This window comes from Oceanobacter sp. 3_MG-2023 (assembly GCF_030688925.1).
Lineage (GTDB): Bacteria > Pseudomonadota > Gammaproteobacteria > Pseudomonadales > Oceanobacteraceae > Oceanobacter.
In genome coordinates this window covers 298323-325134 of sequence record NZ_JAUYVX010000002.1, presented here as the reverse complement: position 1 = coordinate 325134, position 26812 = coordinate 298323, and the positions used below count along the sequence as shown (strand labels likewise).

At 54.8% G+C, this 26812-nt stretch carries 20 protein-coding genes; 9 read left to right on the top strand and 11 right to left on the bottom strand.

The window, feature by feature from the left end:
* Window positions 1-418: 418 nt before the first annotated feature.
* Window positions 419-1735, bottom strand: a complete 1317-nt coding sequence (gene tyrS, locus Q8W32_RS03360) for a tyrosine--tRNA ligase (protein WP_305413700.1) — start codon at window positions 1733-1735, stop codon at window positions 419-421.
* Between the two features lie 144 nt (window positions 1736-1879).
* Between tyrS and Q8W32_RS03355 the strand changes: the two genes are divergently transcribed.
* Both Q8W32_RS03355 and Q8W32_RS03350 read left to right on the top strand, forming a co-directional pair.
* Entirely contained in the window at window positions 1880-3139 is a 1260-nt protein-coding gene (locus Q8W32_RS03355; RefSeq protein ID WP_305413699.1) for a peptidoglycan DD-metalloendopeptidase family protein, read from the top strand.
* Entirely contained in the window at window positions 3136-4239 is a 1104-nt protein-coding gene (locus Q8W32_RS03350; protein WP_305413698.1) for an anhydro-N-acetylmuramic acid kinase, read from the top strand. Before Q8W32_RS03355 ends, Q8W32_RS03350 begins: the two co-directional genes overlap by 4 nt.
* Before the next feature lie 38 nt (window positions 4240-4277).
* Here the strand turns inward: Q8W32_RS03350 and erpA are convergent, their stop codons facing one another.
* Genes erpA through argC form a run of 4 tightly spaced genes read right to left on the bottom strand, consistent with a single transcriptional unit; the run spans window position 4278 to window position 6928 of the window.
* Window positions 4278-4625: an iron-sulfur cluster insertion protein ErpA gene (erpA, locus tag Q8W32_RS03345; RefSeq protein ID WP_303431383.1), complete on the bottom strand. Its 348-nt coding sequence runs from the start codon at window positions 4623-4625 to the stop codon at window positions 4278-4280.
* A gap of 55 nt (window positions 4626-4680) precedes the next feature.
* Entirely contained in the window at window positions 4681-5106 is a 426-nt protein-coding gene (locus Q8W32_RS03340; RefSeq protein ID WP_303431382.1) for a polymer-forming cytoskeletal protein, read from the bottom strand.
* Window positions 5107-5118: 12 nt separating this feature from the next.
* A complete protein-coding gene (locus Q8W32_RS03335) occupies window positions 5119-5859 on the bottom strand; it encodes a DUF6776 family protein (RefSeq protein ID WP_305413697.1) in 741 nt (246 codons plus the stop codon).
* A gap of 31 nt (window positions 5860-5890) precedes the next feature.
* Window positions 5891-6928 carry an N-acetyl-gamma-glutamyl-phosphate reductase gene (gene argC, locus Q8W32_RS03330; protein ID WP_303431378.1) on the bottom strand — a complete coding sequence of 346 codons (1038 nt, stop codon included), beginning with the start codon at window positions 6926-6928 and terminating at the stop codon, window positions 5891-5893.
* Window positions 6929-7057: 129 nt separating this feature from the next.
* On the opposite strand from argC, the gene Q8W32_RS03325 reads away from it, so the two are divergent.
* The 4 genes from Q8W32_RS03325 to Q8W32_RS03310 all read left to right on the top strand — a co-directional run bounded on the left by Q8W32_RS03325 (window position 7058) and on the right by Q8W32_RS03310 (window position 11352).
* On the top strand, window positions 7058-8821 hold the full coding sequence (locus Q8W32_RS03325; protein ID WP_305413696.1) for a chloride channel protein: 1764 nt from the start codon (window positions 7058-7060) through the stop codon (window positions 8819-8821).
* Between the two features lie 57 nt (window positions 8822-8878).
* Entirely contained in the window at window positions 8879-9301 is a 423-nt protein-coding gene (hemJ, locus tag Q8W32_RS03320) for a protoporphyrinogen oxidase HemJ (RefSeq protein WP_303431376.1), read from the top strand.
* Window positions 9302-9412: 111 nt separating this feature from the next.
* Window positions 9413-10708: a glutamate-1-semialdehyde 2,1-aminomutase gene (hemL, locus tag Q8W32_RS03315; protein WP_305413695.1), complete on the top strand. Its 1296-nt coding sequence runs from the start codon at window positions 9413-9415 to the stop codon at window positions 10706-10708.
* Complete coding sequence (locus tag Q8W32_RS03310) at window positions 10708-11352, top strand: hypothetical protein (RefSeq protein ID WP_305413693.1); 645 nt, start codon at window positions 10708-10710, stop codon at window positions 11350-11352. The genes hemL and Q8W32_RS03310 overlap by 1 nt, the downstream gene beginning before the upstream one ends.
* Window positions 11353-11423: 71 nt before the next feature.
* Here Q8W32_RS03310 and Q8W32_RS03305 read toward each other — a convergent pair whose 3' ends face one another.
* Both Q8W32_RS03305 and mrcB read right to left on the bottom strand, forming a co-directional pair.
* Entirely contained in the window at window positions 11424-11927 is a 504-nt protein-coding gene (locus tag Q8W32_RS03305) for a M48 family metallopeptidase (RefSeq protein ID WP_305413691.1), read from the bottom strand.
* Entirely contained in the window at window positions 11906-14503 is a 2598-nt protein-coding gene (mrcB, locus tag Q8W32_RS03300; RefSeq protein WP_305413690.1) for a penicillin-binding protein 1B, read from the bottom strand. Before mrcB ends, Q8W32_RS03305 begins: the two co-directional genes overlap by 22 nt.
* A gap of 245 nt (window positions 14504-14748) precedes the next feature.
* On the opposite strand from mrcB, the gene glnE reads away from it, so the two are divergent.
* From glnE to Q8W32_RS03285, 3 genes are all read left to right on the top strand, one after another.
* The gene (gene glnE / locus Q8W32_RS03295) at window positions 14749-17697 is read left to right on the top strand and encodes a bifunctional [glutamate--ammonia ligase]-adenylyl-L-tyrosine phosphorylase/[glutamate--ammonia-ligase] adenylyltransferase (RefSeq protein ID WP_305413688.1); all 2949 of its coding nucleotides are present in this window, start codon (window positions 14749-14751) and stop codon (window positions 17695-17697) included.
* A gap of 35 nt (window positions 17698-17732) precedes the next feature.
* Entirely contained in the window at window positions 17733-18650 is a 918-nt protein-coding gene (locus Q8W32_RS03290) for a branched-chain amino acid transaminase (protein WP_305413687.1), read from the top strand.
* A gap of 169 nt (window positions 18651-18819) precedes the next feature.
* Entirely contained in the window at window positions 18820-19632 is an 813-nt protein-coding gene (locus tag Q8W32_RS03285) for a class II glutamine amidotransferase (protein WP_303431369.1), read from the top strand.
* A gap of 35 nt (window positions 19633-19667) precedes the next feature.
* On the opposite strand, the gene tal is transcribed toward Q8W32_RS03285, so the two are convergent.
* The 4 genes from tal to Q8W32_RS03265 form a co-directional block, all read right to left on the bottom strand.
* The gene (tal, locus tag Q8W32_RS03280; protein ID WP_305413685.1) at window positions 19668-20618 is read right to left on the bottom strand and encodes a transaldolase; all 951 of its coding nucleotides are present in this window, start codon (window positions 20616-20618) and stop codon (window positions 19668-19670) included.
* A 237-nt stretch (window positions 20619-20855) separates the two neighbouring features.
* Window positions 20856-22163, bottom strand: a complete 1308-nt coding sequence (locus Q8W32_RS03275; protein WP_303431367.1) for a sugar ABC transporter substrate-binding protein — start codon at window positions 22161-22163, stop codon at window positions 20856-20858.
* A 16-nt stretch (window positions 22164-22179) separates the two neighbouring features.
* Window positions 22180-23232 (bottom strand): hypothetical protein, encoded by a 1053-nt coding sequence (locus tag Q8W32_RS03270; protein ID WP_305413683.1) that lies wholly within the window; start codon window positions 23230-23232, stop codon window positions 22180-22182.
* A 139-nt stretch (window positions 23233-23371) separates the two neighbouring features.
* Window positions 23372-26752, bottom strand: coding sequence for a hypothetical protein (locus Q8W32_RS03265; RefSeq protein WP_305413682.1), 3381 nt, complete (start codon window positions 26750-26752; stop codon window positions 23372-23374).
* Window positions 26753-26812 lie beyond the last annotated feature (60 nt).

Here is a 26812-nt window from a genome sequence, read left to right as displayed (position 1 = left end):
TCACGTAAATGAATTATCGACGAGTTCTTACTTCTTGATAATCTTGACTTCAGATCATCTCAGTAAGCACCCACACGTAATTGTCTAAATACTTTGTTAAAGAGCGTGCTTCGTTTATCTCGAAGCGGGCTGCGCATCTTACAGAACTTAATCTCAATGTCAACCACTTTCTTTCAATCTTTCCGATGCGGCCAGCGCGTTGCGCTTTCACCTCAAATCGGAGGGCGTATTCTATATTGCTTAGCTAGAATGTCAACCCTTTATTTCTCTTCCGCTTCGACTCATAAGATCTATTGCTTGGAGAGGAGCGCGCATTCTAGAGATATTCTTTAGAGTGTCAACCCCTTTCTTTCAACTGCAACACCTAATGGCGTTGTTGTCTCGAGAGCGGCGCATTATAAAGATACCACCCAAGAGGTCAACATTTTTCCACACTTATTTTTTGTTCAAACAGGTGGTATTTCTTTTTCCCCAGTTTCACCAGGAAGAAACGCCCATAAAGTGCTTTATCGGCCGCAAAGCACTCCGCTGTTTTCATGTTGTCTGCCGCCCCCTTCGCTTCACCATTAACAAGCACAGCCTGGCGTCCAAGAGCATCTTTGACTTCCCGCCCGGCACTGGCCATCCCGCAGTCTGTCAGCAGGGTTGTTAGTGGGGTTTCTGTAATTGCTGCCAGATCAAGGTCGCTGGCAGGCAAGCCATCCAGTTTGATTTGCTCCAGCTCCGCTTCAGACAACAGCGAAACGTCACCAGCAAACAGGGCTTCGGTAATACGTTTGGCTGAAGCCAGCGCCGCATCACCGTGAACCAGGCGGGTCACTTCATCGGCCAGAATCGGCTGCGCTGTTTTACGTCCCTGGATCTCAGCATCCGCAGCCTCAATCTCCGCTATTTGTGCAACCGGGAGAAAGGTGAAGTAACGCAGGAATTTATAGGCGTCGGCGTCGGCGGTATTAAGCCAGAACTGATAAAAGGCGTAAGGAGAGGTTTTACTGGCATCCAGCCAGATCGTGCCGCTTTCTGTCTTGCCGAACTTGGTACCGTCCGACTTGGTTACCAATGGCATGGTCAGGCCGAAGACCGATTTGCCAAACATACGGCGGGCAAGATCAACACCACCAACGATGTTACCCCACTGATCTGAACCACCGATCTGCAGCGTGCAGTTCCCACGGTTGGCCAACTCGGCAAAATCGAAGGACTGTAGCAACATATAGGTGAATTCAGTGAAAGAGATACCAGCCCCTTCGCGATCAAGGCGCTGCTTGACGGACTCTTTCTGAATCATGTTGTTGACGGAGAAGTGCTTCCCCACATCCCGCAAGAAGTCGAGTATTGTCATATCCCCGACCCAATCGAGGTTATTCACAACATCGGCACTGTTGTCGCCGCAGTCAAAATCGATAAACTGACTGACTTGGGCTTTCAGTTTTTCTACCCAGCCAGCAACGACGTCAGGTCCGTTCAATTTGCGTTCCTGCGCTTTGAAACTGGGATCACCGATCAGGCCGGTAGCCCCACCAACCAACGCAAATGGGCGATGCCCCGCAAGTTGGAAACGTTTCAGCATCAACAGAGGAACCAAGCTACCAATATGCAGACTATCTGCTGTTGGATCGAATCCACAATAAAGTGTACGCATGCCAGATTCGAGATGTTGAATCAGTTCTTCATCTGCGGTCGCCTGGTTTAGCAATCCACGGGCTTTCAAATCTTCGATCAATGCAGCTGTCATGACATACTCTAGAGGTGTCTGATAAATAGGGAAAATGAAAATACCTGATCGATGTGCAAAATCAAGCACACTGGTTAAAATGCCCTCAGTCGCTAATATGCAGATATTCGCTCGTTTTCTCGTTTCAGGAACTATTTACCCGTTATGGCTGAGCCAAGCAGATTCCAATATTTTCCAGCCACTCACCTGGCCGGCGTCATTATCGCATCCATCCTTATTCTCTTAATTCTGCTTTGGCCTTCGGGTAATGCTCGTCAAGTTACCAGTCTTAAAGTTGCTCTCCCCGAAGCCACCATTCAGGCAGCGGAACCGGAAGTAAAGTGGGAACAGGACAAGGTAAAGTCCGGCGATAGCCTGTCCACACTGTTCAGCCGCAACAATCTGAGCGCTGCCGATGTGGTTACGATTGCCAGCAAGGTGCCGAAAGAGGCGATTCAGCTTTACCCCGGGCAAGAAGTACGCTGGGAAAGAAATTGGGACGGCCGTGTCAAGGCACTGGAAATTCCATTATCGCCACTGGCCCGCCACCGTATCGACCGGGCTGATGATGGTGCGGTCAATTATCAGCTGATCGAGCGCGATGCCGAGTACATTCCCCATTTTGCCAGCGCAACCATTAATAATTCGTTGTTCCTCGACGGTGAACGGGCTGGCGTACCGGAAAAAATCCTGATCGAACTGGCCGGTATTTTTGGCTGGGATATCGACTTTGCACTGGATATCCGCACCGGGGACCACTTCAGCCTGATTTACGAAGATGTCTTTCTCGATGGCGAGCAGATTGGCAATGGCGATATTCTGGCAGCCCGCTTTGTCAACCAGGGCAGAGAGATCACCGCCATACGCTACGAAGACAAGGACGGCAACGCCAACTACTACACCCCGGAAGGGCTCAGCATGAGAAAGGAGTTCTTGCGCAACCCTATCGACTTCGCCCGTATCAGCTCACGCTTTAATCTTGGCCGCAGACACCCGGTTCTGAACACCATTCGGGCCCATAAAGGCACCGATTATGCCGCCGCAACAGGTACTCCGATCAAGGCTGCCGGTGATGGCAAAATCATTTTTGCCGGACGCAAGGGAGGCTATGGCAACGTGGTTATTTTGCAACATGGCACACGCTACCAGACACTCTACGCCCACATGAACAGTTTTCACCGCAGTGTGCGCCGGGGCCGATCCGTCAAACAAGGGCAAATCATCGGTTACGTCGGCAGCACTGGTCTCGCCACCGGGCCGCATCTTCATTATGAGTTCCGGGTCGATGGGGTGCATCGGGATTCGTTACGCGTCAAACTGCCCAAAGCCCAATCCATTGCCGCGGCAGACAAGCCGGCATTTCTCAAAAAAGCCCACGCCATGCTGACCTGGCTGGATGGCTATCGCGTCAGTATGATTCAATGATGCCGTCTACTCCGGAGCGGATCTTTATCGGCTTAATGTCAGGCACCAGCGCTGACAGTATGGACGCTGTGCTGACTCGCAGTGATCACAACGGTTTTTCTACCCTGGGGTTTGCGTCTCTGCCTTATCCTGCGGACAAACAGCAATGGCTCAGGCACTCGGCATTGGCAGACCAGCTGCCTGTTAATGAAATCATGCACCTTGATCGCTTTATTGCGACAGCCAGTGTTGCCGTTATCCAACAGTTGCTGAAACAGTACGATGTCGCAGCGGCTGATGTGTGTGCAATTGGCAGCCATGGTCACACACTCAGACATCAAAGCCAGCCGGATGGTTTTACCTGGCAAATTGGCGATCCTTCCTGGATTGCCGAGCATAGCGGTATCTGCTGTGTTGCTGACTTCCGTCGCCGGGATGTCGCCGCTGGCGGGCACGGTGCGCCACTGGTGCCAGCGTTCCATCAACTGGTCTTCGAACAACCAGACCAACAACGCATGGTGCTGAATATCGGCGGTATCGCCAACCTGACCATACTCAAGGGTGCTCACACCCTCGGCTTTGATACCGGCCCAGGTAATGCCCTGATGGATGAATACTGCCAGCGCTACTTGAACCTACCCTGCGACCACAATGGCGAGATCGCCGCCAGTGGCCAGGCAGACCAGGCCCTGGTTGACGACTGGCTGGCGGCTGCGTTTTTTACAGCTCCTCCTCCCAAAAGTACAGGTCGAGAGCAGTTTTCACTACCACGGCTGGAAATACCGCTGCGAACCATGAAAGCGGCGGATGCACTGGCCACACTGACTGAATGGACGGCCCGCAGCATCGCGCTCGCAGTACAACAGTTTGGTCACGCTCAAGGGGAATTATTGATATGCGGTGGTGGTTTGCATAATCACAGCCTGATCGATCGACTCGCCGCTCATTTACCCAACCACCAGCTGCGCAGTACTGCAACGGCAGGGATTCACCCGGGGTGGATAGAAGCCGCGGCCTTTGCCTGGCTGGCAAAGCAGACGCTGGACTCGTTGCCGGGCAACCTGCCGGGGGTCACAGGAGCCAGAGGCCCACGCATACTAGGCGCGATTTACCCAGCCTGAAACAGCCACTATCCCGTGTGGGTGTGGCGACAATGGGTCTAGACAGAAAAGGACGAACCACAGCCACAGGTTGCCGTGGCAGCGGGATTGTTAACCACAAAGCGAGAGCCTTCCAGGCCTTCCTGATAGTCGATCACCGATCCCGTCAAATAACCGTAACTCAGAGAGTCCACCAGCACACGCATGTTCTCACGCTCGATGAAGAAATCATCTTCTGCCCGCTCATCATCAAACGTGAAGCCATACTGAAACCCGGAACAGCCACCACCGGTAACAAACACTCTCAGACACAGCTGGTCGTCAGCCTCATCAATCAGCAGCTCTCTCACCTTGGCTTCAGCAGCCGGGGTCAATTCGATAGGGTCAGCGGATACGACAGCATTCATGGCGGGACTCTGGCTCAGTCTGGAAATAACATCATTATGCGATTACCTGACTATTTTAGTCAACTTTAACCGCTGTCGCCGCGGTGGCTTTGCCTTTTTTGGCCGGCGCATCGGCAGTCTGGTGCTTCAGCTGGCCATTGACCGATGCCCCCAACACCATTTCCATCATCTGGTAGTACACATCCCCAGTGACTTGCGCGTCTTTCGCCAGCTCGATGTATTCCCCAGCGTGTATATCGCCAACAACAGGGCCATTGATAATGATATTCGGTGCATGTATCTGCCCTTCTACCCGGCCCTTGTTACTGACCCGGACCACCGCACTGCTACCGGCTTCTGCAATCAGATTACCTTTGATAACACCATCCACATGCAAACCACCGGAGAAATGGATATCACCGGTAATGGCCGTTTTGGAAGAAATCAGCGTGTCGTACTGAACGTTGGAGCTGTTGCCACTTTTGTCTTTTGAATTAAACATGCAGGGGTTCCTTTATAGAGTCCAATCATAGGTTTGTTCAACACGACGGGATTTTTTACCCGTTGGCTGGGCGACAACATTCACGGTTTGGGGGACAAAGCCGTCCGGTAATACCAGCTCACCGGACAATTCCTGGAAGTAGCGGAAACGGAAACGCCCCGTAAACCCAGAATCCAGTTGATTCAATGGCACTGTTTGCCTGGCACCCTGGCTGTTTTTACCAACCACATTGACGGTTGCTGTTCCGGCAACCGGATTGCCGTTGTCAGCCACCTGGGTCAGCATCAGCTGATAGCGGTACCGGCTTTCTCCCAGACTGTCGAAAACCAGACCATGAATCTTCAAGCCTTTTTCAACGGCATCCGGGTCCATAATGCTCTTGTAGAAAGCCACATCCCGTTCCAGATCATCGACCTGCTGCTCCAGACTGCGGATTGAGCCACGCACCGAGTCAGCGGCATAGCGATCAACTTCTCCGCCTTTTTCGAGAATACCCACATGCTGGGTCAACTCAGTAATCGTTTGCTCATTACGCGACAGGTCACGCAACAACTGATCCCGCTCGGTCTGCAACGAGTCCAGCAAGCGATAACTGCCCACCCAGCCCGCGGCAAAACCACCTGCAGCGACGAATACCAACAGGATCAGTATCCAGAATCGAGGACGGGGAGCACGTCCTGGGTGCTCAAGGGATAAAATAACCAGCTCATCTTGCGAGCTGCCCTTTACGGCAGCTCCTGGTTTCAAAGGCATGATGAATCCTCGATAATCGCCATGGAATCAATCACGGCATCAATGCAACGTGATTCAGACCGGCCGCTTCGTCCAGACCAAACATCAGGTTCATATTTTGTACCGCCTGCCCAGAGGCACCCTTGACCAGATTATCGATCACCGACAGCACCACGATTTGGCCAGTATCGGCATGACGGTGGATCGCAATACGACAGACGTTGCTGCCCTTCACGCTACGTGTCGCCGGATGGCTGCCTGCTGGCATCACATCCACAAATGGCTCATTGGCATAACGGGCTTCATACAGTGCCTGCAGGTCCACACTGGCATCCAGATCGGGAGCAAAAGCGTATAACGTCGAATGAATTCCCCGCACCATCGGCATCAGGTGTGGCACAAAGGTCAGTGCCACCGGCTTGCCAGCAAACCAGGACAAGCCCTGACGGATTTCCGGCAAATGACGATGCCCGGCAACCCCATAAGCCATGACCGACTCACTGGTTTCGCATAACAGCGACCCGACCTTGGCCCCACGACCGGCACCGGACACCCCTGACTTGCAATCGGCAATCAGTGTTTGTTCCGGCAGCAGGTTGTTTTCCAGCAGCGGTAAATATCCCAGTTGCACCGCGGTCGGGTAGCAGCCTGGCACGGCAATCAGTCGCGCGTTACGAATCTCATCACGTTTGACTTCTGGCAAGCCATATACGGCTTCCGGCAATAACTCACGAGCGCCGTGGGGCTGGCCATACCATGCCTCCCATTCGTCGGCATCCTGAATACGAAAATCAGCCGACAAGTCGATAACGCGCGTTCCGGTGGCCAGAATCTCTGCCGCCAATGAATGGGCAACCCCATGCGGAGTGGCAAAAAAGACCACATCGCAGGCTCCCAGCGTTGCGGTATCCGGCACGCTGAACGTCAGATCGGTATGGCCGCGCAGGTTGGGATACATATCGGCAACCGGAGTACCGTCTTCACTTCGGGATGTAATTACGCGCAACTCAACGTCCGGATGGTTGACCAGAATGCGTAGCAATTCCACACCTGTATAGCCGGTGCCACCAACAATACCTACTTTGATCACGCGATTACCTCTGTTTAAACCATTTCCTGCCATAAGCGGGGGCAGTTCATCCCGAAGCCGCTTATAATACCGCTTCTTGATACTCCTTCCAGTCACGTTGCACATTCCTTGCAAACACAGAGGTTTGGTTTGCTACTGAAAACTCGCAGCCAGCAATGGCTACAACACCTGACGTTATCCGATAATCCGCTGGGTCTCGCGCTGTTGGCGCTGCTGGCAGGCATCGCTGCAGCACTGGTCATTACCCTGTTTCGCCTTGCCATTGCCTGGCCGCTGGAAATATTCCTGCCGATGGCCAGCGAAGATGACTACGAGGCACTCAGTGCCATCACCCGGGTTGCCTTGTTGCTTGGCGGCGGCCTGCTGCTGATCCTGCTGTTCCAACCCCTCTCCCCGGCACAACGCAGCGTTGGCGTCACTCATGTCTTGATGCGTATGGAACGCCATCAGGGTTATATGCCCGCCGCCAATCTGGTACTGCAATGGCTGGCTGCCGCCATTGCGCTGCTCAGTGGTCACAGCGTCGGTCGTGAAGGCCCGGCGATTCATATGGGCGCCGGAACCGCCAGTCAGTTAGGGCAAGCTGCCGGGGTTGCCCACCATCGTCTCAGGATTCTGGCCGGAGCAGGTGTGGCCAGTGCCATTGCGGCGTCTTTTAATACGCCAATGGCCGGGGTGATTTTTGCCATGGAAGTGGTGTTGCTGGAATACAACCTGCGCGGCTTTATTCCTATTATTCTGGCGTCGGTTGCCGGGGCGGTAATCAGTCAGGTCGTGTTTGGCAGTGCCACCGCCTTTGATGTTCCACCACTGGCCATGCACTCCCTGATTGAACTGCCTTATGTGGTCGCCCTCGGTCTGACTTGTGGCTTGCTGGCCACCGGGTTTATTACCCTGACCCAACGCTTTCAGGCACTGGCACCCAGCCCGCTCTGGATTCGCTGGGGGGGCCTGACCCTCACCACTGCCGCCATTGCCTGGTGGCTGCCGGGCATTCTGGGGATCGGCTACGACACCGTGAATGCCGCTCTGGCGGGTAATGTCGCGATAGGGCTGTGCCTCGGCTTATTGGCTGGCAAGCTGGTATTGGCTGCGTGGGCCTCGGCAGTCGGATTTCCTGCCGGTCTGATTGGTCCAACGATGTTTATGGGAGCCTTGGCCGGTGGAATTTTGGGCAAGCTGTCCTTGTTCTGGATGCCGGACTATCCGGTCGAAATCGGTTTTTACGTCATGCTGGGCATGGGTGCCATGATGGGTGCGGTACTGCGAGCCCCGCTGGCGGCGTTAATTGCGTTGCTGGAGCTGACCGCCAATCCACACATTATCATGCCTGGCATGCTGGCCATTGTGATTGCCACTCTGGTCGCCGGTGAAGTATTCCGGCTGCCTTCCATTTTCCAGGTCCAGCTGGGCAATAATGGCCTGTATCAGCCACCGCATCCGGTCCAGATGATGTTGCGCAGTACCTGGGTAGCAGAAGCCTTGAGCCGATCCCTTGCAATCAGCGCTCGTCATATCAGCCTGCAGGCCGCTCGACATCTGATCGACCAACAGACCGATTGGCTTTATATTGAAGACGAGCAGACCATTTTGCCGCCCGCTGAGCTGGCCGAATTTATCGATAGCCAGGAAAGCAGTATTGCCGAGGAGTCCTCATTGCCAGCCGATATCGACCTGCTTGGCATACCTGCCGAGCGTTTCAGCGTTGGCCGGATTGCCCTTAAAGCCAATCTGCAGGATGCTCTCGATCATATGCAGACTCATGACTTACACTGGCTGGCGGTGTATCGTCGCGATCCGGATTCACGTAAAGGCCCTGGGCCTTGTGTTGGTCTGGTATCGCGAGCCATGATCGAACGCCACTATCGTTACCGGCCACAAATTATCCGCTAGCAGTGCCGCGACGGCGGTGCTGCAACGTCATTCAAAACACCATTCAGGATGTTATTTATGCTTTGGGTCAAGGCTTTCCATATTATCGCCGTGATCACCTGGTTCGCCGGTATTTTCTATTTGCCGCGCCTGTACGTCTACCATGCGGCGGCGGAAGACACAGCCTCCCGCGAGCGCTTCAAGATCATGGAACGCAAACTCTATCGTGGCATCATGTGGCCTTCGATGGTGGTAGTCATCGCCCTGGGCACCTGGCTGATCAGCTTTAATCCGGCTTACTACCTGCAAAGTGGCTGGTTACACGCCAAGCTGGCGCTGGTTGTCCTGCTGGTTGGCTATCACCTGTATTGCGGCAAGCTGAACCAGATGTTCAAACAGGATCAAAACCATCGCAGCCATGTATGGTACCGCTGGTTTAACGAACTGCCCGTCTTTGTATTGATTGCGATCGTCATTCTGGTGGTGGTCAGGCCGTTTTAACAGGCCGTTTAAATAGTCTGTCCAGGCGCTGATCAGGGCCTGGACGCACAGTAACGATACCGGCCATTGCGGTGCCCCGTACCGAAACAAACAGATTCAAGAGAGAACTCCATGAGCTATAGCACGACCAAATCACAGGCCCTGTTTGCATCCGCCCAGCAGCATATCCCCGGTGGCGTCAATTCCCCGGTACGCGCCTTCAAGGGTGTCGGTGGCACGCCAATTTTTTTCGATCACGCCAAGGGCGCTTATGTCTACGATGCCGACGACAACCGCTACGTCGACTATGTTGGCTCCTGGGGGCCGATGATTCTGGGCCACAGTGCGCCGCAGATTCTTGAGGCAATCACTGCCCGCATGGGAATGGGGCTGAGTTTTGGTGCTCCAACCGCGATTGAAAACGATATGGCCAGCGAAGTGTGCAAACTGATTCCATCAATGGATATGGTGCGCATGGTCAATTCCGGTACCGAAGCCACCATGAGTGCCATTCGCCTCGCCCGTGGCTACACCGGCCGCGACAAGCTGGTGAAGTTCGAAGGTTGCTATCACGGCCACTCAGACTCGCTGCTGGTCAAGGCCGGTTCCGGCATGATGACGCTGGGCGTGCCCACGTCCCCTGGCGTCCCGGCTTCCGTGGCAGAACATACCATCACACTGGACTACAACAATCTCGACAGCGTGCGTGAGTGCTTCTCCCGTATGGGTGATCAGATCGCTTGTGTCATTATCGAACCCGTCGCAGGCAACATGAACTGCATCCCACCGGCCAAATCCTTTTTGCAAGGGCTGCGAGAGCTGTGTGATGTGCACGGTATTGTGCTGATCTTTGACGAAGTCATGAGTGGTTTCCGGGTCGCCCTTGGCGGCGCACAAGCCTATTACGACATCGTTCCGGACATGACCTGCCTGGGTAAAGTGATCGGCGGCGGTTTACCCGTCGGTGCCTTTGGTGGCAAGCGCGCCATTATGGAATGCCTGGCTCCACTGGGGCCGGTCTATCAGGCCGGAACACTGTCTGGTAACCCTCTGGCCATGGCCGCCGGTCTGGCGATGCTGAAAGAAATCCAGCATGACGGCGTCTATGAGCAACTGACCGCCCGCGTCGACCAGATGCTGGACGGCTTCAAGGCCGCGGCAATCAAGCACCAGATTCCATTCACCTTTAACAAGGCCGGCTCCATGTTTGGCCTGTTCTTTACGGAACTGGGCAAGGTCGAGAACTTCCGTCAGGTCGCCGACCAGTGTGATGCCGACCGCTTCGGCAAATTCTTCCATGGCATGCTGGAGCAAGGAGTGTATCTCGCGCCATCGGCGTTCGAAGCAGGCTTTATGTCACTGGCTCACACTGAAGCCGACATCGAGTACACCATTGCTGCCGCCGACAAGGTTATGGCTGCACTGTGATGATCCTGGCCGCTCTCTGTCTGCTGGCTGCCGCGCTGGTATCAAGCTGGCAGAACCGCCCGGCAACGTCGCGCCAATGGCCAGGCTCGGCGGCTGGGCGTTTTACCGCCGGATTGATTTTGGTGGGTTATGGTATCACCTCGTTACTGACCGCCTGGCGAACCAGCGACGGGGTGCAACATACCGCCCTGCTGATGCAGCAGCTGAGCTTGTACGCCGCGTTGCCGATGCTGGTATCCAGTCATCTGGCCGAACGCCTGGGTTATAACTGGAACCGCCAGATCTGGGGCCGGATTTTCTTGGGCTGGTGTGTGGTGTTCGAGCTGACGCGCCGCAGCAACGTCCTCGAATGGGTACTGATTGCGACACTGATTATCGGCCTGGTCACGCTGCTATTGCCCTGGATACTCTCGGCATTACGCCAGACCGATCTGACGGATGGCGGCAAACGCAGCTGGCAACGGGCGTACTTTCCGGTGATTGCCTGGCTGCTGCTGTGCTCAGGACAGGCCACCCAGTCCACCACCGATCCTGTGGTTCAAATGGCTGGACTGACGCTGGCATTGATTGCGCTGCATAACGCTCAGCCATTGTCTTATCAGATGGCCAAGCGCGGATCAGACAACAAGGCCACACCGTCCTAGGCACACCGTCAAACACATGCACCGCCATGGAATAAACAGAGCGCCGACCCGCTGCGCTCTGTTTATTCCGTTTATCCTTGCATCAAATCCGCCCTTAATTGTGCCGCTTCAGCCTGCTTGCCCTGATCTTCCAGTACATCCACCAGCAACCACCGGATACGCTGGCTCAATCCCTTGTCACGACTGAACAACAACCCACGCCGCAATAATTGCTCTGCTTCTTCCGGCCGATGCATTTGCCAGCTCACCCAGCCCTGACGATAAAAAATAGCCGCATTCCGTGGCTGGATCTGGCGCGCCTGATCCAGATAACTCATGGTCTTCGGCCAGTTACCGGCCTGCCGTGCCTGCTCTGCCTGTTTTAATAGCGCACTCACTGCCGGATGATGCTGGCCCTGATCCAGTGTCGCCAGGCCACCGGCTTGCCAAACCGTCTCCTCATCGGCCGCAGGTGCGGTGGTGGTATCCGGTGCCATCACCTGTGTACTGCTACAACCAGCCAAGCCTGCGAGCAGTAGTACTACCGCCAGCCACTCGATGCGCGGTTTTACATTCAAAACAACCAATCCAGCCATCCTTTCCGCTCTCCTTCTGTGGGTTTACTCACCGTTTGGCAAGGTTTTGGTACCTGTTTGATGGCACTGGTCGGCATCGGCATGGAACGCCCGTCACAACCGTCTTCCAGAATCTGTCCATCCGCATCCACCACCACCGATGGCAAACCAGTGGGTAACAGTGGCTCAACACCAGCCTGAGCAAAGGTTTGCTGCCAGATAGGTAATGCCGCTGAGCTGCCCGCCAGCGGCATCGGTTGGTTGTCGTCTCGACCAACCCAGACGACGCCCAGATGACGGTTATCAAAACCGGCAAACCAGGCATCCCGTTGCTGATCACTGGTGCCGGTTTTACCCGCCAGCGGGCCAGCAAACCGGGTTAATAATTTTCTCGCCGTGCCATCGTTTACCACTTGCTCAAGCCCGTAGCGCAACCAGTCGACCTGTTCTGCTGCGACGCCCTGATGCCCATGTATCGCGTACGACGACAAGGTCTTGCCACTGGCCGTTGCTACCGCCTCTACCGCCCGCAATGGCATCACAAACCCTCGCGCAGCCAGCGTTTGATAAACCCCGGCCACTTCCAGTGGTGATAATTCCTGCGACCCCAACAGCACCGATGGATACGGCGGCACCTCTTGTTGCAGGCCAAGATCATTAAACGTCCGGGCCACCTGCTCCAGACCCACTCGCATACCAATACGCGCTGTGGCCTGGTTATAGGAATGGCTCAGGGCATCCACCATCGGCACCAAACCATGGCTTTTGCCATCGTAGTTTTGCGGCTGCCAGAGTTGGCCATCCTGCCCCGTCACCTGTACCGGGCTGTCATCCACCAAAGTGCCCCAGTGGTAACGGCCACTGCGCAACGCCGCCAGATAGACCACCGGTTTGGCCAGCGAACCGATCGATCGACGTGCATCCAGCGCCCGGTTGAAACCAAAATAACCGGCTTGCCGCCCGCCGATCATGGCACGAATCTCGGCCCCATCCACACTGGTAATCACGGCCGCCGTTTCCAGCTTGCCTGCCAGCGCCGGATAACGGGCTTCAAGCCGGCCGAGCTGGGTCGTGGCCGATACTTCCAGTGCATGCTGAATCCAGGGGTCCAGCGTCGTGAAGATATTCAGCCCTTCGGTTTCCAAATCCTCGCGGCGATAATCTTCTTGTAGCTGTTTGCGCACCCGCTCCAAAAATGCGGGATATTCACGCTGACTGACCCGCTGGCTGTCCGCGGTACGCAGTGGCTGACGGCTGACTTCCAGGTAACGGTCCTGACCAATCAGCCCTTGTTTGGCCATTAACCCCAACACCAGGTTACGACGTTCTAACGCCCGTTGTGGATGTCGCCGCGGATTATAATAAGACGCTCCTTTCACCAGTCCAACCAGGGTGGCGATTTCTGCCAGCTCCAGCTCTTGTACCGGTTTACCAAAATAAAAGCGGGAGGCCAGACCAATACCATGAATGGCCCGGCGACCCGCTTGCCCCAGATACACTTCATTCAGGTAGGCTTGCAGAATCTCGGCCTTGCTGTGATGCAGCTCCAGCAGAATCGCCATCAAGGCTTCCTGCGCCTTGCGCATCAAGGTGCGCTCACTGGTTAAAAAGAAGTTTTTGACCAGCTGTTGTGTCAGTGTCGAGCCACCCTGCACAACACCACCGGCTTGAATATTGGCCACCAGCGCCCGGCTAATGCCTCGTAATGAAATACCATGATGTTCAAAAAAGTGGTTGTCTTCCGTTACCACCAGCGCAGCCAACAGATCGCTGGGCACCTGATCCAGTGTCACCAGTTCACGATCTTCGTTATGAGACGGGAAGATACCGCCAACGTATTGCGGCTCCAGCCGGACCAGCGGCACCGCCTTGCCATTTACCGACAACTGTTCGACCCGCTGATCCACCAGCGTCAGCTCAATCACCGCCTGCGGTTGCGGCCCGTCCCAGAAATTCACCTGGCGACGATGAATTCGCCAGCGGGATCCTTGCTGCTGATAGCGGCCCGGGCGAGACACGGCCCCGGACTGATAATCCGTCCACTCCAGTTCCGCCTGTAACTGTGCCGGCGGCAACAAGCGACCGGGGTATAACAGCAGTGGCCGGGCATATACCCGGGCAGGCAAGGTCCATTTTTTGCCATCAAACTGTTGCTGTACCTGAGCATCCAGAAACACCATCCAGACGCCCAGTACCAGCACACCAACCAGCCCCAGCTGCCAGCTGATGCGCCAGGCAGTACGCCAGCGTGACGGTTTACCGGCCCCCGACGTTGAGGCTTTCTTGGCTGTTGGCGCTTTTTTGGCCGAGGTGTGTTTTTTCGGCGCTTGGGCACGCTTGGGAGACGGCTTGGCAGTTTTGGTCGTTGCAGCGTCTTTGGGTTTTGAGCCCGCCTTGGCACTGTTATCCGCGGCCCTGGTCCGTGATGCTGGCTTTTTTGGGGCAGGCTTTTTTGGAGCAGGCTTTGAAGACGCTGAAGTGGCTTTGGAAGTCGGTTTGGCGGCTTTCGAGGCAGGCTTGGCAGGCTTGGCAGGCGTTGCTTTCGAACTGCCGTCTGTTTTGCCCCGCGCAGGCTTGTTGGGAGTTTTACCAGTCATAACAATGACAATCATCCGGTCTGTAAATACAAAAATTGACCACGCGCTGGCATGGCCCAAACACTATGACCAGAAGTCTAACAGCCGGTGCCTGCCCTTGGCCGATATATCGGTCGCACAACGTCCGGGCAACACCGGATGTCACGTAATTGACAGCATCTTATTCCCGGTCAAAATTCGCCGTGCCCATGCATCCATTCCACAGAGCGCTTACACTTGGAAAAAACAAACGGATACCTACCATCATGACGGAACGGCTCGAACACCGCTGGCAACAAATCAATCACCAACTGACGGACACCGGTGCCCGCTTCGATTTCGACTGGCCCAGCCTTTGGCAATCCCTGCCGCCACAACAGCAACAACAACTGCGCAAGGTCTTGCTGGTCAGCCAGTACGTGGTTGATGCGCTACCAAAAGACAGCGACTACTTTGTCCAGCAACTGCAAAGCAATCAGCTCAGTCAGCCGGTAAGCCGGGCGGACATTGGACAGTGGCTGCACGACCTGAACGAACACAGCGGGCAAGAAGCCGAACCGGTACCGACAACCGGTATCAGTGAAGAGCAATGGTTACACCGCCTGCGTATATTACGCCGCCGGGTCATGGTGCAAACCATCTGGCGCGATCTGCTGCGCCTCGCCGATACCCTCACCACTACCCGCACGGTATCCGACCTTGCCGATGAAGTGATTTGCCAGAGCATCCGGTATTTTGAGCAGCAATTGCAGCAACGATACGGCGTTCCCATGGGTAAGGCATCCGGCCAGCCGCAGTCATTACTGGTACTGGGCATGGGGAAACTCGGTGCCTACGAGCTGAATCTCAGCTCCGATATCGATCTGATTTTCAGTTACCCGGAATCCGGCCAGACCAACGGCAAAAAATCCATCAGCAACCAGGAGTATTTTGTCAAACTGGGCCAAAAGCTGATCGGGGCATTGGATAAACACACCATCGACGGTTTTGTTTTTCGTACCGATATGCGCTTGCGCCCCTATGGCCAGAGCGGCCCTCTGGTGATGAACTTCGACTCCCTCGAAGAGTATTACCAGAACCAGGGTCGTGACTGGGAACGCTACGCCATGGTCAAGGCCCGAATTCTGACCGGTGAAGACACTCCGGCGGCACAGGAGCTGCTGGCCATTCTGCGGCCCTTTACCTATAGGGTGTACATCGATTACAGCGCCTTTGAATCCCTGCGTTCGATGAAAGCCATGATCAACGCCGAAGTGCGTCGTCGTCGCCTCGACGACAACGTCAAGCTTGGGCCGGGTGGCATTCGCGAAGTGGAATTTATCGTCCAGGCATTCCAATTGATTCGTGGCGGCCAGGAAAAACAACTGCAACAACGCGCACTGGTGCCATTGCTCAATATACTGATCGACGATGGCTATCTACCCGCCGATGCCGCCCATGAATTGCGTGATGCCTATCTGTATTTACGCGACGTCGAACACGCCCTGCAAGCCCTCAATGATGAGCAGACCCAGCAACTTCCCACCGAGGCTGAAGCCCAGGACCGCATCGCTCTGGCACTGGATTGCGACCATTGGGACGCCGTTGTACAACAGCTCAGTCTGCATCGCAGCCATGTCAAACACCACTTTGCCAACATCGTCTGCAATGACGATGACGAACAACCTAACGACAGCAATGACCACATCTGGGTCGACGTCTGGCACGGTGATCTGGCAGATGAAGCCCATACCCATCTGAGCCACCATTGCCCAGTCATGCTGACTACCGAATTCAGCCAATGTCTGGCCAACTTCCGCCACTCCCGCGCCGTAAGCAGCATGCAGGCCATCGGTCACGACCGGCTGGAAACCCTGATGCCGCAACTGCTGTACGATTTGAGCCAGTGCCCGGAGCCACTGAACACTTTACAGCGACTGATTCCCCTGCTGGAAGCCGTCCTGCGTCGCACCGCTTATCTGGTGCTACTGAAAGAAAACCCCCAGGCCCGTACCCAGCTGGTACAGCTGTGCGGCGCCTCGGAGTGGGTCGCCCACTACATCACCCAGATGCCGTTGCTACTGGATGAATTACTCAACCCCGCCACGCTCTACCACCGTCCGCAACGTCACGAATTACAAGAAGAACTGCAACTGCGACTGTTACGTATCGACCAGGACGACCTCGAACAACAAATGGAAGCCCTGCGCCAGTTTGTGCACGCTCACAAACTCCGGGCCGCGGCAGGTGAAGTGATGAATGCTCTGCCGCTGATGCACATTTCCGACTACCTCACCTGGATAGCCGAAGTCGTACTCGACAATGTCATGCAGCTGGCCTGGCAACAAATGACCAACAAATACGGCTACCCGGCCAACCGCCAGGGCGATGCCGTCACCAAGCCGGAATTTATCATCGTCGGCTACGGCAAGGTCGGTGGTCTGGAAATGAGCTATAGCTCCGACCTCGACCTGGTTTTTCTGCACAACAGCTGGAATATGGGCAGCACCCAGGCCAGCCCGGCAGCGGGGCAACGCAGTATCGACAACAACGTGTTCTACACCCGCATGGGTCAGCGCATGATCCATATTCTCACCACCCAGACCCGCTCCGGTGATCTCTATGAGGTCGATATGCGCCTGCGCCCGTCCGGCAACTCCGGCATGATTGTCGCCTCGCTCAAGGCCTTTGAAGAATACCAGGCCCACCATGCCTGGACCTGGGAACATCAGGCGCTGGTGCGCGCTCGCGTGCTCTGCGGCAACCCGGAACTGGCCGCCGCTTACAATCAGATCCGTCGCCAGACGCTGACACAACCACGGCCATTGCCCACTCTGAAAGAAGAAGTCCGTTCCATGCGCAAGAAAATGCGCGAGAACTTGGGCATGGCAGAAAAATCTGCCGATAAATTCCACCTCAAACAGGATGCCGGGGGTATTGTTGACATCGAGTTTCTGGTTCAATACGGGGTTCTGGCCTGGTCACACCAATATCCAGATCTGTTAGCGGTAACCGACAACATGCGTTTGTTGGATTCGTTTGAAACAGTCGGCCTGCTCGATTCACAAGATCGTCAGACCCTGCAGGAAACCTACCTGACCTACCGAGCCGAAACCCACCGGCGCGCGCTGCAGAACACAAACCTGATTCTGGACCAAACGCAGAGCCAACAACTTGGCTTCGACGAGCGCCGCGAGGGTGTGACCCGACTGTGGAAACTCTGGATAGAAAACTAATTTACATTTTTTGAGAGGTCCTTATGCAACCTTCCATGTCTGACCGTGATGGTCTGATCTGGCTAGACGGCGAGTTGGTAAACTGGCGTGACGCCAAAGTCCACGTTCTGACTCATACCCTGCACTACGGCATGGGCGTTTTCGAAGGTGTGCGGGCTTATAACACAGACGAGGGTGCGGCGATTTTTCGCCTGAAGGAGCATACCGACCGCCTGTTTAACTCTGCTCACATCCTCGGGCTGAAAATGCCATACAGCAAAGCAGAAGTTAACGAAGCCCAACGCGCCGCCGTACGTGAAAACAACCTCGACAGTGCTTATATTCGCCCGATGGTTTTCCTCGGTTCCGAAGGCATGGGCCTGCGTGCTGACAACCTACGCGTGCACCTGATGGTCGCAGCCTGGGAATGGCCCGCCTACATGGGCGAAGATGCCAAAACCCAAGGCATCAAAATCCGCACCTCCAGCTACACTCGCCATCACGTCAACATCACCATGTGCAAGGCCAAGGCCAACGGCAATTACATGAACTCGATGCTGGCCCTGCGCGAAGCCCTCGACAGCGGCTGTGAAGAAGCCTTGTTGCTCGACAACGAAGGCTACGTCGCTGAAGGCTCTGGCGAAAACGTCTTCCTGGTCAAAGACAAGGTGATCTATACCCCGGAACTGACTTCCTGCCTGGACGGCATTACCCGCCGCACCATTATGGAATTCGCCCGTAACCTGGGTTACGAGGTGCGTGAAAAACGCATCACCCGCGACGAAGTCTACATTGCCGATGAAGCTTTCTTTACCGGCACCGCCGCCGAAGTACTGCCGATTCAAAGCCTGGATGGCCGGGTTATTGGCGCCGGACATCGTGGCCCGATCACGGAACAGCTGCAAAGCATGTACTTTGAACAGGTGACCGGCAAACGTGATTACAAACCTGAGTGGCAAACAGCGGTAAAATAATCCTCTGTGGCAACCATAAAAAAACCCCGCTCAGAGTCATCTGACGGGGTTTTGTTTTTCCCGGATTTCGATCAATATTTATCAGGCTCATATTGTGAGCCACCGGCCAGGCATGGCGAGCCACTCAAATCCGATTCAGCCACTGGCCGACGTATTGGAGCATTAACGAATGTGCGAACTCTTGGGCATGAGCGCCAACACCCCCACCGATTTGTGTTTCAGCTTTACCGGCCTGACCCGCCGTGGCGGTGAAACCGGCCCTCATAAAGATGGCTGGGGCGTAGCCTTTTACGAAGGCAAGGGAGTCAGAAACTTCCATGACCCGGAACCATCCGCCAGCTCGGCCATTGCTGAATTCGTATCGCAGCTGCCGATCAAAAGCAAAACGGCAATTTGTCATATTCGCCAGGCTAACGTCGGCAATATCAATCTATCCAATACCCACCCGTTTACCCGTGAGCTATGGGGTCGCTATTGGGTATTTGCCCACAACGGCCAGATTCCGCACTTTGTGCGCCGGGTCGGAACATATGAAGCTGTCGGCGATACCGACAGCGAAGAAATATTTTGTGATCTGATGAATCAGGTGCGGCAAAACCTGCCTCGCGATGCCATGCCGGAGCAACTCGCCCGAACACTCGTTAGTCTGGCCGAAGAATACGCCCAACAAGGTGTATTTAACGGCCTGTTGAGCAACGGTGATTGGCTGTTCAGTTTTTGCACCACCAAAATGGCCAGTATTACCCGTCGGGCGCCATTTGGCCCGGCACAACTGGCCGATGCCGACGTCACCGTCGATTTCGCCGCGGAAACCACCCCCAATGATGTCGTCAGTGTGATCGCCACCGAACCACTGACCAGCGATGAAGCCTGGGATCTGTATCAACCGGGGGAATGGAAGCTGTGGCAGCAGGGCGAAGTGATCGCCTGCGGCCAGGTGGATGTGCCGGTGCACAAGACTATCCCTAATCCTGATCAGTAGTACCGGCAGGGCAGCAGCCCTTGATAAGTCGAAGATCAGCCCAATTTCTCGGCTAACAATCCTTCGAGGGTCCGCTGGTCTTTCTCAAAGCCACGGATGCCTTCGGCCAGTTTCTCGGTGGCCATGGCATCCTGATTCAGAGCCCAGCGGTATTCCGCTTCGGTCATGGCGGCCGGGGGTTCGCTGATATCGCCGTCATAGCAAAGAGCACGATCCAGTTCACCCTCTGTTTCAGACAGTTCTGTCAGCAGGGCTGGGCTGATGGTAAGACGGTCACAACCGGCAAGAGCCAGGATTTCACCACTGTTACGGAAGCTGGCCCCCATCACCACGGTATTGTATCCGTGTTGTTTGTAATACTGGTAGATACTGGCCACCGACAACACGCCGGGTTCATCGGCTGGAGCGTATTCCGTGCCGGGGTTGGCCTTTTTAAACCAGTCCAGAATGCGCCCGACAAAAGGCGAGATCAAAAAGACACCGGCTTCAGCACAAGCACGGGCCTGAGCAAAACTGAAGATCAATGTCAGGTTGCACTGGATGCCTTCTTGCTCAAGGAGCTCTGCAGCCTTGATACCTTCCCAGGTGGCGGCCAGTTTGATCAGGATACGATCCCGACTGACCCCCTGCTCTTCATACAAGGCCACCAGCCGGCGAGCCTTGTCGATACTGGCATCACGCTGATACGACAGCCGGGCATTCACCTCGGTGGAGATACGCCCGGGAATGTGTTGCAGAATGGCAGCTCCCATGGCAACGGCCAGCCGATCACACGCGTCGTCGATTTTGTCTTCCAGACAGTCACCCGTGGCGGCTTGCAGGGAGGCATCGACAGTGGCGTCGTACTGCCCGGATTGCACTGCTTTTAACACCAGCGAGGGGTTGGTGGTGGCATCTTCCGGTTTCAGAGTCTGAATGGCTGTCAGGTCACCGGTATCGGCAACCAGCGTGCTGTGTTGTTTCAGTTGCTCTAACAGACTGGGCATAACAGGTTCCTTTTATCGTGTTCATGCTGCATTAACAGGGAGAGCTGGAGTAAACGTCACCCTCGCCGTATAGCCAGAGAGGATGACCTTCAAACAAGACAGGACGATAACAACAGTGATTGTTTTCCTATCGCCTGTTCAGGTCGACGTTATAACAACTTGATGCCAATAGCACCCGGATGGCTGTCTTTTTCCGCCCATTGTTTCCGCGCAATGGCATCCGGCATAGATCATGGCTCAGTAATAATGCTTTTTGTTCATTTCCTGTTCTGCAAAACGCTGCCCTGCCTTGAGTGCATCGTCAACGCTGCGTTTACCGGCCAGTGCCGCACTGATTTGTTGACCAACCACAATACCGATTCGCTGGAACTCCGGGATAGCGGCAAACTGAATGCCGCTGTAGGGCGATTCATGCAGGGTGCTGTCTTGCGGGTCGGCACTGCGAATAGCCTGTAATTCGGCGGCCGAGAATGTCGCGGCTTGCTGAAAGCCGTCATGCTCGTAGGTAGAAAAACGGGTACCGGTCGGCACTCTAGCCCAGCCTGCCGTTTGTCCGACCAGCTGAATGTATTCACGCGAGGTGGCCCAGGCAATAAAGCGCAGTGCCTCATCCGGCTGGCGGGACGATGCCGGAATTGCCAGAGCCCAGGCCCATAACCAGTTGGCACCCTTGGTCGTCACCTGGATCGGTGCCTGGGCATAGGCAACCTTGTCTGCCACTTGTGAGATTGCTGGATCGGAGATAAACGAGGCGGCAATGGTAGCATCCACCCACATGCCGCATTTACCCGCATTAAACAGCGTCAATATTTCATTAAAGCTGTTGGCCGAGGTATTGGGTGGGCCATAGCGGGCGACCAGGTCGACATAAAACTGGATTGCATCATGCCAGGGTTGGGTGTCGATCTGGGGTTTCCAGTCCATATCAAACCATTGTCCTCCCCAGGTATTCACCATCGTTGTCAGCAGGGCCATGTTGTCACCCCAGCCAGGCTTGCCACGCAGACAGATGCCATAAACACCGTTCTTTTCGTCATGAATAGCGGCGGCGATGCGGGCAACTTGCGCCCAGCTGGGCTGATCCGGAATTGTGAAGCCGGCCTTTTCGACCAGGTCGGTACGATACATCAGCATCGAGCTTTCGCCGTAAATAGGTGCCGCCACCAGCTGCCCCTGATACGACAAACCGCTGCGAATCGCAGGCAGCAAGTCGTCAACGTCATACTGTGGGCCAAACTCCAAGGGTCTTAACCAGCCTCGTTCTCCCCAGATTGGTGCTTCATACGAGCCAATGGTCATCACATCGAATTGGCCATAGCGGGTGGCAATATCGGTGGTAATACGCTGGCGCAGTACACTTTCTTCGAGGGTGACCCATCTGAGTTTGATATCCGGGTTAGCGCGTTCGAACTCGGGGGTCAGCTTTTGCATTTCGATCATATGGCCGTTGTTCACGGTCGCAATAACCAGCTCCGTCACCGCTTTGGCAGACACCGGTAGCGCCATCATGATCGTGAGTACCGCTGTCACTAGCTTGAAGGGCATGTTGGGCTCCTATTGCCTAGAATGTCTGTGTAATCCCGAACTGCAGCGCCAATAAACGGCTGCGAGAGATATTAACGCGTTCGCTCAACAGCTCCAGCTGAACCTTCGGGTGATGCAGCCCCGCCCGAAAGGCATGACCTTGTGAATCCACTGCCAGCATCCAGGCCAGGTCAGCCGCTTGCCAACGGAGACCCAGCTCATGGCCCTGGCGGATCTGGTTCAGGTAACTGCGCAGAGTCACCGCCAGAGTATCGCTGAGGCCATAACGCTGACGAATCGTATGCAATCGTGGCGGTCGCAACACACGGTCTTCATAGAACTCGTAACCATACACAAAATAACCGCTGTCAGTAGTCAGGCTGCCATCATCGTATTGCCAGTTTTTATTGGCAATCGTTCCTGGCATGTCCGGCCAATCGATTCGTGCCAGCAGATTGTAACCTTGATAGTCGATTTGATACTGCTGCCAGTGCCAGTGGAAAGCCAGATCCAGACTGTACAGGTCGCCATAGGAACGTTCTGCCAGAGTTCTCTCAAGAGGGATTTTATCTTCGGTATAACCATAATCCACATCCAGATCACCGCCCCAGTGATCCGCATCCAGATAATTCAGGGTGCCGCTCACCTCTCCCCAGATCAGCCGATACAAGCGTAACCAGGTCACCGATGGGGTAATGGACCAACGCCGGTTATCTGCCGCGGCAAATACCCAGGACAGGTTCAGGCCTTCGCCCTGATAGTGGCGGGCATGTACATCGGCTTCCACTTCGTACACCTGATCCAGTGCCACGTCGTTGGCCTGATAATAAAACCCGCGCGCCAGGGCATTGGAGAACTCGTATTCGGCATGATGGCGGCTGATATAAGCCACAGAGAACGCGCCGTAGCCCACTGAGGCACTGGTCTGCATCCATAAGAAGCCGTCATCGTCGTCTTTCAAGGTGCCATTCCAGTCGTTGGTAATTTCTGCAACGGCCATGGCTCCCGACCAGGCATGGATATCTTGCGTATAGCGGATATGCCAGTCTTCCGCTTGCACGAAGCCAGCCATCAGTACTGTTGATGCCAACAGCCAAGACCATGGGGAGCGATAATTCCTTGTCAGCATAATGCCTTCTCTCTGGGAGATTGATGACTTTCCGGCAAAAACAAACAGGCAAAAAAACAGGGAGCCGCAGCTCCCTGTTTTATCACCGGCAACGAGTCATTTATTGCGCGGTTGCCAGCTCTACCATGAAGGCCGGTGTGACGACCAGGTTGTATTTACTGCCATCGTCAAAGATAAACACAGGCAAGCCACTGCGAATTTCCAGGGTACCTACCTCATAACCACCTGAGGTGATATTGCCCGCAAACTCCAGATCTTCATCACAGGCTGCAATGCCCATATCCGTGACGTCACCGCTGGCACAGGTCGCTGCGATCACCATGGTGACATCACCGTTGCTGATCGTCAGATTGGTCACAGAAGTCGTGCTCAGGTATGCCGTATCCAGATTGATGGTAATCGAACGGTCGCCGTACTGCAGACGTAACAGGCCAACACCATCTTCCAGACCGGTACGCTCGCCCACCAGTCGAATGCTGGCATCGTCCATTCCCAGGGCGGTTGCATCGGCTTCCAAAGCGACGGAATACTCCAGATAAGTGGAAGTGGTTTCGGCATCCAGAATCTGTTCTTCAACATTGATGTCGTTGAGATAGACACCGTTGATGTCCAGATCCAGGGCTACCTCGTCACCGGCGACCAGATCGGACAGATAAACGTAACGAAAGCCGCCGATCGCTGCCGTTGAACCATTCGCATCGGCAATATTCAAACCGACGGATACAAATTCGTAATAATCAAGACTGCTGGACACTGCCGTCCACCACGACTGTGCATCCTTGATATCCACACTGCCATCCAGAGAAACATCCTGGATACTTGCACCGTACATGTAAATCGCACATTCGTAGCCCGATTCCTCATCACCAGAGCAGTCACTTAACGAGAATGTTCTCGCCGTTGGCATACTGATATCACCGCTGGTCAGATAGGCTGTCCAGCCATAGTCCGTCATGTTATCCAGCAGGTTGGCAAAGCTATCATCGTAGTCGCTTGCCATCACCACACCCACGCTGCCATCATCGTTATAGGTTACCGTTGCTCCCGTGAAGGTAATCGTGTCGACGGTCGTACCATAACCAGGATCAAGCGGACCAGCATCGAGGTTCGCCAATGCGGCCACTTCCTGCAGATTATTGGCACCAAGATAGGCGGACAACGACAAACTGGTGGTACCAGAAGCGTTGATTACTTCCAGTTCCCCCGATAACGATGCTTCGCTATACACATATATCGGGAAGCCATAACTGTCTTCGATAATCGAGCCATCAGCCGTCAGTAACGCTTCATCACGAACGCCAATCGTGCCGGCAAAGGCGGTAGAATAGCCACTGGCCTTGGCCAGTTTGGTGGCACCATCGAGGTTCAGATTCATACCGGCCTCGTCGCCATCGACCAGTGTTGGTACGATGCCGATACTGCCGTCAAAAGAAAGTACGTTGCCATCGGTATCGGTTGCCTGCAAGACACCGTCAAAATTAACGGAGCCGGTATCGGCCACAAACCAACGTTCAAGATCATTGATGTCTTCCGCAGAACCACCAACCACGGCGGTCAGCGTGCCTTCTATCTTGTCATCGTTACCGGCATCATTTTTCACCAGCACGTCCATCGTCAGTGAACCGCCCAGATCACCGGTGTAATTACCCTCACTATCAGACGCACGACTGGCTTCGATATCGATGATCAGGTCTGTGCTGGCTTGGGCAAAGTGTGTGCTATCAGCCAATTCGCTGACGCCATCCAAATGACTGTTGAGCTGAATACTCAGTGTTTTCAGTCCATCAATGGCTTCAGAATCAACATATGCGGTCAGACCATTAAACGAATCAAAGGTCATTTCTATATTGCCAGTTGCGGAGAAAACTTCGCCATCCTCCAGCCCGGTCATATGGAAACCTGTGATCCCGGCCGTCAGACTGCTGAGGCCAACACTGACGGTCATCACCGAATCGGCATCAACACTCGCCCCAACACCTTCACCAGAGAAGCTCAAGCTATCAACATAGGTTTCACCAAATGAAGTTGTGGTGGTGTAGGTCACACTGATGTCTTTGCCATCGTCTGGCTCACCGTCGTCGTCGTCATCCAGAAACTCAAGAATCGATAAGCTGACGCCGCTGGCCAACAGCTCGCTGGCGGTAATGGTGAAACTGTCATCACCATGATCGGTACTGTCCAGGCTTGCATGGTTTTGGGCAATATAGGCGCCCAATGCAATGTGCTGCAGCAGGATATCCGTGGCTTCGAACACCAAACCGGGTTCATCGTCGGTATCAACAACCAACTCTGCCAGACCCCGGAAAATATCTGAGTTGTCTTCCATCGCGCCAATCAATGCTTCGGTTTCTTCGGCTTCGGCATCCAGAGCGGTCAGCAGTGTGCCGGTATCGACGCTCTGGATGGCGTCACTCCAGTCGTTCAGATCTTCCAGCAAGCTCACTGCATCATCAACCGCTGCCGCCTTACGCTCTTCTTCGCTGAGATCTTCAGAACCGTCATCTATCGTGGTTGTATCCGCGGTGGCTTCTTCGTCTTCAGGGGCAATGCTGGCTTGCTGTTCTTCCAGATGATATTCGCTGGCAATCAGCGCACCGTCTTCCAGATTACTGCCCGCTTCCTCTGCCGCATCAGCGGCTCCGGCAAAGATGTCCTCCAGGTCGACGGTGTTGTCGTCGCTGGCATTAATCACAATACCGCCATCGCTGTAATCGGTAGCCAGATCATTCACGACATTGGCGATATCGGTATCTTTGTTGGTTGCGATGGTGGCAATGGCGGCAACCATGGTGCCATAACGCTGGCTGTCAATATCGGCGCTGGACGAGCTGGCGGCGGTGATATCGGCAGGAGAAACATTGGTAATATCGACGTTATCCAGACCCAGCAAGGTGGCCGTGGCTTTGTTGACAGCTTCAACTTCGGCAGCGCTGGCGCCGCTGGGGTACGCTGCGGCGGCACGAATCGCGGCCAAATGCGTGATTGGCGTTACCATCAGGTTCTTGGCAGTGTCTGCACCATAGGATGGCAAGATGGCCGACAGAACAAAGTCGCTGTTGTTGTAAAAATAGAATTGGCCAAAGGCATAATTCTGGCCACCCCAGGTGCAGCCACCCGCAGCATCACATTTGACCTGGGTCTGGGCATTGGTGGTCATGGTGACCTTGACGGGCACATCGGATGGAATATCCATCTCATCCAGGCTGTAACGGCCCGTGCTATCGGTGCTGGTGGTACCGTAGCTGGTGGTGCCATCCAGACTGGTGACGCTAATGTCAGCATCTGTCAGAATCCCTTTGACCGCCAGACCGGTCAGGCTGACCGCTGTAAGAGAGCCAGAGCCAGTACCTGATCCGGTACCTGAACCAGAGCCAGTACCGCTGTTGCTACCATCACTATCACCACTATCACTACCGCCGCCACATGCAGTCAGAGTCAGTGCAACAGCCAATGCCAATGGCGTCAAAGAAAATCGAGTCATATTCACTGTCCGTGTTGGTTAGATTGCCAGACATCTGAACCGTCGTAACAGAAAATCTGC

Excerpts from the sequence above, each read along its gene's own strand:
- Q8W32_RS03335 (WP_305413697.1), bottom strand. The coding sequence starts at position 5,859 with ATGCCTTTGAAACCAGGAGCTGCCGTAAAGGGCAGCTCGCAAGATGAG.
- Q8W32_RS03350 (WP_305413698.1), top strand. The coding sequence starts at position 3,136 with ATGATGCCGTCTACTCCGGAGCGGATCTTTATCGGCTTAATGTCAGGC.
- Q8W32_RS03305 (WP_305413691.1), bottom strand. The coding sequence starts at position 11,927 with ATGGCTGGATTGGTTGTTTTGAATGTAAAACCGCGCATCGAGTGGCTG.
- tyrS (WP_305413700.1), bottom strand. The coding sequence starts at position 1,735 with ATGACAGCTGCATTGATCGAAGATTTGAAAGCCCGTGGATTGCTAAAC.
- glnE (WP_305413688.1), top strand. The coding sequence starts at position 14,749 with ATGACGGAACGGCTCGAACACCGCTGGCAACAAATCAATCACCAACTG.
- Q8W32_RS03310 (WP_305413693.1), top strand. The coding sequence starts at position 10,708 with ATGATCCTGGCCGCTCTCTGTCTGCTGGCTGCCGCGCTGGTATCAAGC.
- tal (WP_305413685.1), bottom strand. The coding sequence starts at position 20,618 with ATGCCCAGTCTGTTAGAGCAACTGAAACAACACAGCACGCTGGTTGCC.
- hemL (WP_305413695.1), top strand. The coding sequence starts at position 9,413 with ATGAGCTATAGCACGACCAAATCACAGGCCCTGTTTGCATCCGCCCAG.
- Q8W32_RS03340 (WP_303431382.1), bottom strand. The coding sequence starts at position 5,106 with ATGTTTAATTCAAAAGACAAAAGTGGCAACAGCTCCAACGTTCAGTAC.
- Q8W32_RS03355 (WP_305413699.1), top strand. The coding sequence starts at position 1,880 with ATGGCTGAGCCAAGCAGATTCCAATATTTTCCAGCCACTCACCTGGCC.
- erpA (WP_303431383.1), bottom strand. The coding sequence starts at position 4,625 with ATGAATGCTGTCGTATCCGCTGACCCTATCGAATTGACCCCGGCTGCT.
- Q8W32_RS03275 (WP_303431367.1), bottom strand. The coding sequence starts at position 22,163 with ATGCCCTTCAAGCTAGTGACAGCGGTACTCACGATCATGATGGCGCTA.
- hemJ (WP_303431376.1), top strand. The coding sequence starts at position 8,879 with ATGCTTTGGGTCAAGGCTTTCCATATTATCGCCGTGATCACCTGGTTC.
- Q8W32_RS03285 (WP_303431369.1), top strand. The coding sequence starts at position 18,820 with ATGTGCGAACTCTTGGGCATGAGCGCCAACACCCCCACCGATTTGTGT.
- mrcB (WP_305413690.1), bottom strand. The coding sequence starts at position 14,503 with ATGACTGGTAAAACTCCCAACAAGCCTGCGCGGGGCAAAACAGACGGC.
- Q8W32_RS03265 (WP_305413682.1), bottom strand. The coding sequence starts at position 26,752 with ATGACTCGATTTTCTTTGACGCCATTGGCATTGGCTGTTGCACTGACT.
- Q8W32_RS03290 (WP_305413687.1), top strand. The coding sequence starts at position 17,733 with ATGTCTGACCGTGATGGTCTGATCTGGCTAGACGGCGAGTTGGTAAAC.